General features: G+C 73.9%; 12 protein-coding genes. 5 read left to right on the top strand and 7 right to left on the bottom strand.

The annotated features are described in order from the left end of the window. Positions 1-45: 45 nt before the first annotated feature. Positions 46-246: a type II toxin-antitoxin system VapB family antitoxin gene (locus OG245_RS32385; RefSeq protein ID WP_371626888.1), complete on the bottom strand. Its 201-nt coding sequence runs from the start codon at positions 244-246 to the stop codon at positions 46-48. Between the two features lie 294 nt (positions 247-540). On the opposite strand from OG245_RS32385, the gene OG245_RS32380 reads away from it, so the two are divergent. The 3 genes from OG245_RS32380 to OG245_RS32370 all read left to right on the top strand — a co-directional run bounded on the left by OG245_RS32380 (position 541) and on the right by OG245_RS32370 (position 4890). Beyond that, positions 541-1338 carry a 3-hydroxybutyrate dehydrogenase gene (locus tag OG245_RS32380; RefSeq protein WP_371626887.1) on the top strand — a complete coding sequence of 266 codons (798 nt, stop codon included), beginning with the start codon at positions 541-543 and terminating at the stop codon, positions 1336-1338. A gap of 168 nt (positions 1339-1506) precedes the next feature. Next, the gene (locus OG245_RS32375; protein ID WP_371626886.1) at positions 1507-2895 is read left to right on the top strand and encodes an MFS transporter; all 1389 of its coding nucleotides are present in this window, start codon (positions 1507-1509) and stop codon (positions 2893-2895) included. A gap of 90 nt (positions 2896-2985) precedes the next feature. Then, a complete protein-coding gene (locus OG245_RS32370; RefSeq protein WP_371626885.1) occupies positions 2986-4890 on the top strand; it encodes a helix-turn-helix domain-containing protein in 1905 nt (634 codons plus the stop codon). A 31-nt stretch (positions 4891-4921) separates the two neighbouring features. On the opposite strand, the gene OG245_RS32365 is transcribed toward OG245_RS32370, so the two are convergent. Then, a complete protein-coding gene (locus tag OG245_RS32365; protein ID WP_371626884.1) occupies positions 4922-5326 on the bottom strand; it encodes a (2Fe-2S) ferredoxin domain-containing protein in 405 nt (134 codons plus the stop codon). 378 nt (positions 5327-5704) lie between these two features. Here OG245_RS32365 and OG245_RS32360 point away from each other — a divergent pair, with 378 nt between their 5' ends. Beyond that, positions 5705-6289 (top strand): TMEM165/GDT1 family protein, encoded by a 585-nt coding sequence (locus OG245_RS32360; RefSeq protein WP_371626883.1) that lies wholly within the window; start codon positions 5705-5707, stop codon positions 6287-6289. 54 nt (positions 6290-6343) lie between these two features. Here the strand turns inward: OG245_RS32360 and OG245_RS32355 are convergent, their stop codons facing one another. The 5 genes from OG245_RS32355 to OG245_RS32335 all read right to left on the bottom strand — a co-directional run bounded on the left by OG245_RS32355 (position 6344) and on the right by OG245_RS32335 (position 11463). Continuing rightward, on the bottom strand, positions 6344-6880 hold the full coding sequence (locus OG245_RS32355) for a methylated-DNA--[protein]-cysteine S-methyltransferase (protein ID WP_371626882.1): 537 nt from the start codon (positions 6878-6880) through the stop codon (positions 6344-6346). A 43-nt stretch (positions 6881-6923) separates the two neighbouring features. Further along, positions 6924-8396, bottom strand: coding sequence for an AlkA N-terminal domain-containing protein (locus tag OG245_RS32350; protein WP_371626881.1), 1473 nt, complete (start codon positions 8394-8396; stop codon positions 6924-6926). A gap of 131 nt (positions 8397-8527) precedes the next feature. After that, a complete protein-coding gene (locus OG245_RS32345) occupies positions 8528-9061 on the bottom strand; it encodes an O-acetyl-ADP-ribose deacetylase (protein ID WP_371626880.1) in 534 nt (177 codons plus the stop codon). A 45-nt stretch (positions 9062-9106) separates the two neighbouring features. After that, positions 9107-10522 carry a phytoene desaturase family protein gene (locus OG245_RS32340; protein WP_371626879.1) on the bottom strand — a complete coding sequence of 472 codons (1416 nt, stop codon included), beginning with the start codon at positions 10520-10522 and terminating at the stop codon, positions 9107-9109. A gap of 95 nt (positions 10523-10617) precedes the next feature. Further along, on the bottom strand, positions 10618-11463 hold the full coding sequence (locus tag OG245_RS32335; protein WP_371626878.1) for an inositol monophosphatase family protein: 846 nt from the start codon (positions 11461-11463) through the stop codon (positions 10618-10620). Between the two features lie 357 nt (positions 11464-11820). On the opposite strand from OG245_RS32335, the gene OG245_RS32330 reads away from it, so the two are divergent. Next, complete coding sequence (locus tag OG245_RS32330; RefSeq protein ID WP_371626877.1) at positions 11821-12516, top strand: type 1 glutamine amidotransferase domain-containing protein; 696 nt, start codon at positions 11821-11823, stop codon at positions 12514-12516. Positions 12517-12533 lie beyond the last annotated feature (17 nt).

Genomic DNA, 12533 nt, shown 5'->3' with positions numbered 1-12533 from the left:
GTACGGGGCGATCGGCCGTGCGCGGCCCGGTCCCCGACCCGGCGATCAGCCCTGCTGCGCCTCGGGCTTGATCTCCACGTCGCGCACCGCACCCTCGCGGTCGGCGACCAGGGCCTCGGTGCGATGGCCGCGCGCGATGTAGTCGCGCACGACGAGTTCGACGGCGTCCTGGGGGCTGCCGACCCCGGCGAGCACCATCACTTCGACGACGAGTTCGGCATCCAGACTGACGGTCACCTTGGCCATGCGCGGACCCTACCCGGCGTGCTCCGCACGCGGGCCGGATTCCCCGAAGAGCATCGCGCCGGACCGTCGCGACCACCATGCTTCCCGGCCCCGCTATGGGGTCGGCCGCCATCGCCGCGCGCCGCACCCTGAAGCTGCCCGCGGGAGCCGGGCCCGCCGAACTGCTCGGCCGCTGCCCGCTGGACGGGTAGCCGCTCCCCCGCACAGGGTGGCGATGACCGACATGCTCCGCCCGCTCGCTGTGGAGATCCGCACCATGGGATGTCCGGTCGGGTGTGTCTAGCGTTTCCGGCCATGACGAGCCAATCTCACGCAGCTTCCGGTTCCTCCGCGCCGGGCGCCGGGGCCGTGGACCTCAGGGGGCGTACCGCCCTGGTCACCGGCGGCGGCAGCGGCATCGGGCGGGCCACCGCCGAGGCCCTCGCCGACGCCGGCGCCCTCGTTCACGTGGTCGACCGCGAGGCCGGGAGCGCCAAGTCCGTCGCCACCGCGATCGGCGGCGTGGCCCACGTCGTGGACCTGGCCGAACCCGAGGCGATCGGGACGCTGCCGACCGGGGTGGACATTCTGGTCAACAACGCCGGGCTGCAACACGTGGCCGCCATCGAGGACTTCCCGCCGGACCGCTTCGAGCTGATCCAGAAAGTGATGGTGACCGCCCCCTTCCTGCTGATGCGGCACTGCCTCCCGCACATGTACGCCGAGGGGTGGGGCCGGATCGTCAACGTCTCCAGCATGCACGGGCTGCGGGCCAGCGCCTTCAAGTCCGCCTACGTCGCGGCCAAGCACGGCCTGGAGGGGCTGAGCAAGGTGGCCGCGCTGGAGGGCGCCCCGCACGGGGTGACCAGCAACTGCGTCAACCCCGGTTATGTACGCACGCCGCTGGTGGAGGGCCAGATCGCCGGCCAGGCCGCCGCGCACGGGATCCCGCCGGAGGAGGTCGTCACCGACGTCCTCCTGGACCGGTCCGCGATCAAGCGGCTGATCGAGCCCGAAGAGGTCGCCGCGGTCTGCCGCTGGCTCTGCGGCCCCCACACCGGCTACATCACCGGCGTCTCGCTCCCCGTCGACGGGGGCTGGGGCGCCCACTGACCCCCATCCGCCACGGTCCCCCACCGTCGGCGCCGGCTCCACCCGCTCGCACCGCTCCACCCGCTCGTACCTCTGCACCGCTCGCACCTCTGCCACCGCTCGCGACTCCCGCCCCGACCCGCACCCCCGTCCCTGACAGCCCTGCCAATGAAACGCGGTGACTCCACCATGGGTTCCACCAGTTCCGTCCAGCCCTCCCAGGGCAAGATCGGCCGCATCGTGGCGGCCAGTCTCGTCGGCACCACCATCGAGTGGTACGACTTCTTCCTCTACGGCTCGGCTGCCGCGCTCGTGTTCAACACCCTCTTCTTCCCCAGCAGCGACCCGCTGGTCGGCACGCTGCTGGCCTTCCTGACGTACGCGGTCGGCTTCGCCGCCCGTCCGCTCGGCGGCGTCGTCTTCGGCCACTACGGCGACAAGATCGGGCGCAAGAAGCTCCTCGTGCTCAGCCTGCTCATGATGGGCGGCGCGACCTTCGCCATGGGTCTGCTCCCCACCCACGCCAGCATCGGCGTCTGGGCGCCGATCCTGCTCACCGTCCTGCGCCTGGTCCAGGGCTTCGCCCTCGGCGGGGAGTGGGGCGGAGCGGTGCTGCTCGTCTCCGAGCACGGCGGCGACGAACGGCGCGGCTTCTGGGCCTCCTGGCCGCAGTCCGGTGCGCCCGGCGGCAATCTGCTGGCGACCGGCGTCCTGGCGCTGCTGGCCGCCGTCCAGTCCGACGAGGCGTTCCTCGCCTGGGGCTGGCGCATACCGTTCCTGCTGTCCGGTGTGCTCGTCATGATCGGTCTGTGGATCCGGATCTCGGTCGAGGAGTCCCCGGTCTTCCTGGAGGCGCAGCGGAAGTCTGCCGCCGCGGCCGAGCAGGGCGTCAAGGAACAGCCCCCGGTCGTCCAGGTGTTCCGCAAGAGCTGGCGCGAGGTGCTCCTCGCGATCGGCACGCGCTTCGGCGAGAACATCTCGTACTACATCCTCACCGCCTTCCTGCTGGTCTACGTGACCGTGCACCTGGAGATGTCCAAGAGCGACGCACTCAACGCCGTCCTGATCGGTTCCGCGGTGCACTTCGTCACCATCCCGCTGTGGGGTGCGCTCTCGGACCGGCTGGGCCGCCGCCCGGTCACGCTGATCGGCGCGGTCGGCATGGCGTTCTGGGCGTTCGGCTTCTTCGCACTCCTGGACACCAAGTCCTTCCCCGTCATCGTTCTCGCCGTCACCCTCGGCCTGCTGCTGCACGGTGCGATGTACGGTCCGCAGGCGGCCTTCATCTCGGAGATGTTCGACACGAAGGTCCGTTACTCGGGTGCCTCGATGGGCTCCCAGCTCGCCTCGATCATCGGCGGGGCCCTCGCTCCGCTCATCGCGGTGGAGCTGCTCCAGGACTACGGGTCCTCCGTCCCGATCTCCGTCTATCTCTGCTTCGCCTCCCTGGTCACCGCGGTGACGGTCTGGGTGGCCAAGGAGACCCGCGGCCGCGACCTCACCAAGGACGGCCCCGACGACTCCGTCCCGGCGGCGCCGGCCGCGGCCGTCAAGGACTCGGTCCCCCTCGGCCACTGATCCCACGCCCTCCCGCGCACCGCTCCGCGCGGTGCGCGGGAGGGCTGTCCCCCGTTGCCCGCTCGGCCCCTCCCGGGAGGCGATCACCGTATGCTCACCGGCGTGACACCACCGGCCGCCCAGCACTCCGCTCCGGCCCTGCGCCGGCTGCTCGACCTGCTGGCCCGGGGTGCGGCGGCCGAGGAGTTCGACCGGCCGGCCGCCGCCGCCCGGCAGGCGGGAGCGACCGCGGCCGAACTGGCCGAGATCGCCGAGGCCGCCGCCGTGGCCCTGCGCATCCGCCGCACGCTCGGCCAGCACCGGGTGCGCGAGGCGCAGCTCACCGCTCTGTTCGACACGGCCAGCGACCTGGCGGCCCTGCGCGACCTGGACGCCGTCCTGCGGGCCATCGTCCACCGGGCGAAACTGCTGCTCGGCACCGACGTCACCTACCTCTCGCTCAACGACGACGCCGCGGGCGACACCTACATGCGGGTCACCGACGGGTCGGTGGCCGAGGCCTTCCAGCGGGTGCGGCTCGGCATGGGCGAGGGCCTGGGCGGACTGGTCGCCCAGACCGCCCGCCCGTACGCCACCGGGGACTACCAGGCCGACACCCGGTTCCACCACACCACCACCATCGACAGCGCCGTCCTGGACGAGGGCCTGCGGGCGATCCTCGGGGTGCCGCTGCGCCTCGGCGCCCGCGTCATCGGGGTGCTGTACGCGGCCGACCGGGCGCCCCGCGAGTTCACCGCCACCGAGGTGGCGCTGCTCTCGTCCCTGGCCGACCACGCCGCCATCGCCATCGACGGGGCACGGCTGCTGGAGGAGACCCGGGCCGCGCTGGTCGACCTCAACGCCGCGTCGGAGACCATCCGGACGCACAGCGAGGCGATGCGCCGCGCCGAGGAGGCCCACGACCAGCTCACCGACCTCGTCCTCCAGGGCCGCGGCGCCGACGACGTGGCGGCGGCCCTCGCCGACATCCTGGACGGCGGGATCCTCATCCATGACGCGGACGGCGCCGAACTGGCCCGCGCCCGCACCGAGCCGCTGCCGCAGCCGATCCCCGCGGTGTCGGCGTCCCGGGCCAGGGGCCGGGCCGTACCGCTGGGCGGCACCTGGGTCTGCGCCGTCCTCGCGGGGCCCGAACTCCTCGGCTCCATCGCGCTGACCGGCCGGGCGGGGCTCGCGGACGCCGACCGGCTGCTGTTCGAGCGCGCCGGCGTCGTCACCGCGCTGCTCATGCTGTTGCGCCGGTCGGTCGCCGAGACGGAGGACCGGGTACGGGGAGAGCTGCTGGGCGATCTGCTCGCGCGCACCGGCGACCCGGGCACCCTGACGGCCCGCGCCCGCCGGCTGGGCGTCGACCTGGGCGGGCGGCACAGCGTGTTCGTCGCGCACAGCGAGGTGGCCCCCCGCCACCGGCTGCTGGCCGCGGCCGCCCGGAGCGCGCAGGCCCGCAACGGTCTGGCCGGGCTGCACCACGACCACATCGTCCTGGTGGCGCCGTCCGACGCACCGGGGCCCGCCGCCCGGGCGCTCGCCGCCGAACTGGGCCAGGCGGTCGGCTTCCCCGTCACGGTCGGCTCGGCGGGCCCCGCCACCGGTCCGGCCGAGCTGCCGCACGCGCACCGCGAGGCAGACCGCTGCCTGGCCGCACTGCGCGCCCTCGGGCACACCGGGAGCGGCGGGGCCGTCGGGGACCTCGGGTTCATCGGCGTGCTGCTGGGCGACCAGGCGGACCTCGGCGGGTACGTGCACCGGACGCTGGGGCCCGTACTCGACTACGACAGCCGGCGCGGCACCGACCTCGTCACCACCCTGGACGCCTATTTCGCCCAGGGGGCGAGTCTCACCCGTACCAAGGACCTGCTCCACGTCCATGTGAACACGGTGGTGCAGCGGCTGGAGCGCATCGGCCGGCTCCTCGGCCAGGACTGGAACACGCCGGCCCGCACCCTGGAGATCCAGCTGGCCCTGCGGCTGCACCGCCTGGCGAAGGGCCTGTGACGGGAAGGGGGACGCGCCCGGCCGGACGGGCTCAGCCGTCCAGACCGGCCCGGACCCGGCGCGAGGGCTGGAAGACGTAGAGGTCGAGGATGTCCGGGGCGTCCGCGAGCCCCGGGCCGCCCGCCGCCGCCCAGGTCACGATGTCCTGCTCGGCGTGCTCGTCGTTGACCAGGCCCAGCCAGACCGGCCGGCCCCCGGCGCGGCGGCCCTCGGACGAGGGCTGCACCACGATGACGTTGCCCTGCTCGCAGGCGTCCAGGCACTCGACCGCCCGTACGGTGGCGGCGCCCTCCAGGCCGGTGCGCAGCCGGGTCAGCTGGGCCGCGTGGTCGACGCCCGGGATCTTCTCCGTGCCGCAGCAGCAGCCGCGGCAGACGCTGACGGTGGGCCGGGGGGCGCCCTGGGCGGGCACGTCCTTGCGGGGGCGGCGGCTCATGGGGGCACTTCCCGTCGCGGTGGGGTGGAGTCGGATGCGGCGGACCACCACCGGTCGGGTGATCATCACGATGCTACCGAGGTGCTCACGGTTCGAACACCAGGCCTCAGGTCCGGCCGGGTGGGGTAGTGTTGACGGCTGCGAAGGGGAGTAGCCCCGCAAACCGGTCGTCGACATACTGGAGCCTTCGGGTTCCCGGTGGCCGGGCTCGTGTGTCCTGCAAGGGATTCTCACGGGCGGGCGAGACCTTCGGTCCTGTATGACACGTCCACGTCCCGTGGGCGGAGCCGTCATGCCGGGCCGAGTGGTCCTCCGGAAAAGCCCGATCGGGCGCTTCGCGAAGATCCGGGGCCCGGCTCGAACAGAAAGCCACCCGGAATGCACCTCGACCCTCTGGCGATCATCACCGCCTTCGGGCTGATCTTCCTCGCGGAGCTCCCCGACAAGACGATGTTCGCTTCGCTGGCCATGGGCACGCGGATGCGGCCGCTCTACGTGTGGTTCGGCACCTCGTCGGCGTTCGTCGTGCACGTCGCCATCGCCGTCGGCGCGGGCAGCCTCATCGGGCTGCTGCCCGACTGGACCGTCAAGCTCGTCTCGGCCTCGCTCTTCGCGTTCGGCGCGTTCATGCTGCTGCGCGGCAGCGGCGGGGACGACGACGAGGACGCCGAGGTGAAGACCGTGACCGGGTTCTGGCCGGTCTACACGACCGCGTTCATGGCGGTCTTCATCAGCGAGTGGGGCGATCTGACGCAGATCACCACCGCCAACCTGGCGGCGAGCAACGGCACCTGGTCCACGGCGATCGGTGCGGCCGCCGCCCTGATGTCGGTCTCGGCGCTGGCGCTGCTCGCGGGGAAGTTCATCGCGAAGCGCGTACCGCTGAAGACCGTGCAGCGCGTCGGCGGGATCTGCATGCTGGGCCTCGCCGTCTGGACGACCGTGGAGATCTTCACCGGCTGAGGAACGCGGGAGGGGGCGGGGGCGTGCCGGCTTCGGCACGCCCCCGCCCCGCTCTCAGAACAGGGCCCGCACCCCGTCGTCCGTCGCCCCGCTCTCGAAGGCGAGCAGCCGCTGCTTGCGGTCCAGGCCGCCGCCGTAGCCGGTGAGGCTCCCGGAGGCTCCGACGACCCGGTGGCACGGCACGATGATCCCGACGGGATTCTTGCCGTTGGCCAGTCCGACCGCCCGCGAGGCGCCCGGCTTTCCGAGCTCCTCGGCCAGCTCGCCGTACGTACGGGTCTCGCCGTACGGGATCTTCAGCAGCTCCTCCCACACGCTCCGCTGGAACGGCGTGCCCGCCAGGCTCAGCGGGAGGTCGAAGGCGGTGCGGTCCCCGGCGAAGTATTCGGTGAGCTGCTGGACCGTGTCGCCGAAGGGCTCCGGATCCGGTACGCCGAAGGCCTCCTGGGGCGGGCGGTGGCGCTGGTCGGTCATGTAGAGGGCGGAGAGGACTCCGTCGGTGGCGACGAGCGTGAGCGGGCCGTAGGGACTGTCGACGACCGTGTGCTGCTTGGTCGCCGGTGAGGTGGGGGTGGTGCCGGTCGTGGTCATGGAAGCCGTGTCCTTGTCAGCGTCGGGCGTCAGGCGTCAGGCGTCAGGCGGGCAGGTGGTTGACGGGGTGGTCGTCCACCGTCCAGAGGTACTGCACCGCGTACGCCCGCCAGGGGCGCCAGCCGGCAGCGCGTGCGGTGAGGGCGGCGGGGGTGGCCGGCAGGCCCAGCCGCTCGGCCGCCCGGCGGATGCCGAGGTCGGTCGGGAGGAAGGCGTCGGGGTCGCCGAGGGCCCGCATGGCGATGGACTCGACCGTCCAGGGGCCGAAGCCGGGCAGGGCGGCCAGTTCGGCGCGGGCCCGCTCCCAGTCGGTGTCGGTGTCGAGCCGCAGCCGGTCCTCCGCGAGGGCGGCGACGAGGGTGGTGAGGGTCGTCCTGCGGGTGCGCGGCAGGGCCAGGGCCTCCGGGTCGAGCCCCGCCAGCGCCTCCGGGGTCGGGAAGAGGTGCGTCAGCCCGCCCTCGGGGTCCTCGACCGGGACGCCGTGGGCGGTGACCAGCCGGGCGGCGTGGGTGCGGGCGGCGGCGGTGGAGACCTGCTGGCCGAGCACCGCGCGCACGGCGAACTCCGCCCCGTCGACGGTGCGGGGCACCCGGCGGCCGGGGCCCGCGTCGACCAGCGGGGCGAGCAGCGGGTCGGTGCGCAGTTGCGCGTCGACGGCGACCGGGTCCGCGTCCAGGTCGAGGAGCCAGCGGCAGCGGCTGATGGCCCGGGTGAGGTCGCGGGGGTCGGTGAGGGAGAGCCGGCAGGCGATGTGGTCGGGCTTCGGGGCCAGGGCGACGGTTCCGTGGCCGTACGGGAGGGTGAGGGTGCGCCGGTACGCGCCGTCCCGCCACTCCTCGACGCCGGGGACGGCGGTCGCGGCGAGGTGGCCGAAGAGGTTGCTGGGATTGAGCGGGGTCCGGTACGGGAGACGGAGCGCGATGACGCCCGGCACGGTGGCGGGCCGGGGGCCGCGGGCGGCCCGGGTGCGCAGTTCGCCGGGGGCCAGGCCGAAGACCTCGCGGACCGTCTCGTTGAAGGTGCGGATCGAGGAGAAGCCGGCGGCGAACGCGACTTCGGCCATGGGCAGCGCGGTCGTCTCGATGAGGAGGCGGGCGGTCTGCGCCCGCTGGGCGCGGGCCAGGGCCAGCGGGCCCGCGCCCAGCTCGGCCAGCAGCTGCCGTTCGATCTGCCGTGCGGAGTAGCCGAGCCGGGAGGCGAGCCCGGGTACGCCCTCGCGGTCGACGACCCCGTCCCGGATCAGGCGCATGGCGCGGGCGACGGAGTCGGCGCGGGCGTTCCACTCGGGGGATCCGGGGCTGGTGTCGGGGCGGCACCGCTTGCAGGCCCGGAATCCCGCCTGCTGGCACGCGGCGGCGCTCGGATAGAAGGTCATGTTGCGGACCTTGGGCGGCACGACGGGGCAGCTGGGGCGGCAGTAGATCCGGGTGGTGAGGACCGCGGTGAAGAACCAGCCGTCGAAGCGGGCGTCCTTGGACTGGACGGCCCGCACGCAGCGCTCGGTGTCGGTGTGCATGGTTCCAGGATGGTGCACCGGTCAGCGGCTTGGCTGGCGGAAATCCGACAGGGTCCTCACGCGGGAATCCGACAGCCGTCCGCATCCTTCCGGTGGCCGCGCGGCACGGAGCCTTCGGGGCGGGGGCAGGCTCAGCGCATCGCGAGGACTTCCTCGAACTCCACGTACGCGTGGGCGTCGAAGAGCACGAAGCGCACCTCCTCGACCGGCTCCACGGTCTCCGCCAGGACCGTGCGCACGGCGATCTTGGCCCCGTCGTCCATCGGCCAGCCGTAGATGCCCGTGGAGATCGCCGGGAACGCGATGGACCTGGCACCCAACTCGGCTGCCAGGCGCAGGGATTCGCGGTAGCACGAGGCGAGCAGGGCGGAGCGGTCCTGGGCGCCGGAGAAGACCGGGCCGACGGTGTGCACGATCCATCGGGCGTCGAGGCGCCCGGCGGTGGTGGCGACGGCCTGCCCGGTGGGCAGCCCCTTTCCGTACCGCGAGGCGCGCAGCTCCCGGCAGGCGGCGAGGATGTCGGGTCCGCCGCGCCGGTGGATGGCGCCGTCGACTCCTCCGCCGCCGAGCAGGGAGGAGTTCGCCGCGTTGACGATGACGTCGACGGACTGGTCGGTGATGTCGCCGCGGACCAGACGTACGGCGGGGGAGACAGAGGTGCTCATGCGGACATCATGCCGCGCGCCGGGGGCCTTCGCCGCCCGGTCCGGTCAGGAGGCCCGCAGCCTTCGCCATACGGCCCTGGCGGCGTGGTGGCCGGACATGCCGTGGACCCCGGGTCCGGGCGGGGTGGCCGAGGAGCAGAGGAAGACGGCGGGGTGCGCGGTGGCGTAGGGGACGCGGGCGAGCTTGGGGCGGATCAGCGTCTGGAGGCCGGCGAAGGCTCCGCACGCGATGTCGCCGCCGACGTAGTTGGCGTTGCGCGCGGCGAGCTGGGGCGGGCCCGAGAGCGCGCGGGCGAGCACGAGGTCGCGGAACCCGGGGGCGAAGCGCTCCAGTTGGCGTTCGATGACGTCGGTGGCGTCGCCCTCCCAGCCCGCCGGCACGTGCCCGTACACCCAGAAGACCTGGCGTCCCTCGGGGGCCCGGGAGGGGTCGGTCAGGCTGGGCTGCGCGGTGATGAGGAAGGGGACGCTCGGGTCGCGGCCGTCGACGGCCGCCTTCAGCGCGGTGTCGATGGTCCCGGCGTCGGGGCCGATGTGGACGGTGCCCGCGCGGCGGGCCGCGGACGCGGTCCAGGGGACGGGGCCCGACAGCGCGTAGTCGATCTTGAAGGCGGAGGCGCCGTAGCGGTAGCGGTGGTACGCGGAGCCGAGGCCCGCGATCCGGGCGAGCGCGGAGGGCGAGGTGTCGAAGATGTAGGCGCGGGCGGGCGGGAGTTCGTCCAGGCGCTTGACCTCGCTGCCGGTGCGGATCGTGCCGCCGTGTTCGCGCAGGAGGGAGGCGAGGGCGTCGGAGATGGCCTGGGAGCCGCCGCGCGGCACCGGCCAGCCGTTCTCGTGGGCGGCGAGGGCGAAGACGAGGGCGATGGCCGAGGTGGCGAAGCCGCTGGTGGGAGCTATGGCGTGGGCGGCGAGCCCGGCGAAGAGGCCGCGGGCCTTCTCACCGGCGAAGCGGCGGGAGACCCAGGTGGCGGGCTGGAGGCCGAGCAGTCCGAAGCGGGCCAGCCGGTAGGGGTCGCGGGGCAGGCCGTCCCAGGGGGTGCGCAGGAAGTCGGCGGCCAGGGTGTCCCAGCGGCCGAGGAAGGGGGCCATGAGGCGGCGGTAGGCCCCGGCGTCGGCGGCCCCGAGGGACATCGCGCTCTCGCCCACCGAGCGGGTGAGCGTGGCCGCGGTGCCGTCCGGGAAGGGGTGCGCGAGGTCGACCTCGGGGTGCAGCCACTCAAGGCCGTGCCGGTCCAGGGGCATGCTCCGGAAGGCGGGCGAGCCGATCCCGAGGGGGTGCACGGCGGAACAGGGGTCGTGCCGGAACCCCGGGAGGGTCAGCTCCTCGGTGCGGGCTCCCCCGCCGACGGTGTCGTGCGCCTCGTGGACCTCCACCGCGAAGCCCCGGCGGGCCAGTTCGGCTGCGGCGGTCAGTCCGTTGGGCCCCGCGCCCACCACGACCGCATCGAGCATCGACGGCACCTTGGGACTCCTTCGTCGGCCGGCAGGCGGACCTCCAGGGTATGCGTCGCCACCGACCGTGCGTACGCGGGTACCCCGGGTTCGGCCGGTACCGGTCAGCCGTCCGTGCGCAGGGCGGCCAGGACGCGCCGGGCGGTGGCCTCGTCGCGGGCGGCCGTGAACGGCAGGTCGTTGCCGCCCGCGATACGGAACGGGGCGCCGGACAGGGTCGACTGGGTGCCGCCCGCCTCGGTGACCAGGAGGAGGCCCGCGGCGTGGTCCCAGGCGTACTCCCAGTTGAAGGCGGTGGCGTCCAGGTCGCCGCGGGCCACGGCGAGGTATTCGAGCCCCGCCGAGCCGCAGGGGCGGGCCGCGATGCCTTCGGTGCGCAGACCGAGCAGGGCCCGCTTCTGGGCCTCGGTGGTGTAGTCGGGGTGCGACATCGCCACGTTCAGCACGGCGCCGGGCGCGGGCGCCCCGGAGCGTATCGGCACCCCGTTGAGCGTGGCGCCCCGGCCGCGTACGGCGACGGCCATCTCGCCCCGGACCGGTGCGTACGTCCAGGAGGCGTGCACCTCGCCGTGGAGGGCGAGGGCCACCAGGGTGCAGAAGCCGGCCTCGCCCCGGACGAACTGGCGGGTCCCGTCGACCGGGTCGACGATCCAGACCGGGGCGTCGCCGCCGAGGGCGTCGTAGACCGCCGGGTCGGCGTGCACGGACTCCTCGCCGACGACGACCGAGCCGGGCAGCAGCTTGGTGAGGGCGGCGGTGAGGTGCTCCTCGGCCAGCCGGTCGGCGGCGGTGACCAGGTCGTGCGGGCCGCTCTTCTCGATGATCTCGTGGGCGGCGAGCTTCCGGTGCCGCGGCATGATCTCGGCCGCGGCGGCGGCGCGCACGGCGGCCTCGACCTCGGCCGGCGGTCCGGTGCGCCCGGCGGTCCCGTACAGGAAGTCATCGATCATGGCCCCAGCTAAGCACGCCCGTGCGAGCGCTCACCCTCCGGGTGAATGCGGACATCCGCGACCCGGACCGGGTCCGGATTCCGGACGGGGCCCGCACGGTACGACCCGGGGCGGGTGGCCCGGACCGGCGACGTCCGACCGGGCCGCCGGGAGTCCTCCGTGCGAACGGGCCGATGCGGACCGTCCTGACCGGGATGATTCGGACCGTGCGCCGGGGGCAGGCGATCCGCCGGACGGCCGATCACCGCCGCCCCGTCGGAAGCCTCTTTCCGGCACGCGTGGGCAGGAGGCGGATCCAGGCCCGGCCGGGCCTACCGTCGGCCTGGTCAGCCACCCCGAACAACGGAGATGTACGACATGGCAAAGATCCTTTTCGTGGTGTCCGGAGCGGACCACTGGACCCTGGCGGACGGCACGGCCCACCCCACGGGCTTCTGGGCGGAGGAGGCCGTGGCTCCGTACCGGGCGTTCACCGCTGCCGGTCACGAGGTCGTCGTCGCCACCCCCGGCGGCGTCGTCCCGACCGTGGACCGCGGCAGCCTGGCGCCCGACGTCAACGGCGGCCAGGAGGGCGCCGACGCGGTGGCGGCCGGACTTGAGGCGTTCGAGGAGCTGCGGCGGCCGGTCGCGCTGGAGGACGTGGACCCGGACGCGTACGACGCCGTCTTCTACCCCGGCGGCCACGGCCCGATGGAGGACCTCGCGGTCGACCCCGTCTCCGGGCGGCTGCTCGCCCGGGTGCTGGCTTCGGGCAAGCCGCTCGGCGTGGTCTGCCACGGCCCGGCGGCCCTGCTGGCCGCGACCGGCCCCGACGGCCGGTCCGCGTTCGCCGGGTATCGGCTGACCGGCTTCACCAACACCGAGGAGACGCAGGCGGGCTTCGCGGACAAGGCGAAGTGGCTGCTCCAGGACCGGCTGGTGGCGCTGGGCGCGGACTTCCAGGAGGGTGAGCCCTGGGCACCCTTCGTCATCACCGACCGGAATCTGATCACCGGTCAGAATCCGGCCTCTTCCGTCCCGTTGGCCGCCGAAATGCTCAACCGGCTCGGCTGACCGGCCGATCGGCGGTT

Source organism: Streptomyces sp. NBC_01116 (assembly GCF_041435495.1).
GTDB lineage: Bacteria > Actinomycetota > Actinomycetes > Streptomycetales > Streptomycetaceae > Streptomyces.
The sequence above is the reverse complement of the archived record's forward strand: the minus strand, read 5'-3'. Positions and strand labels throughout refer to the sequence as shown.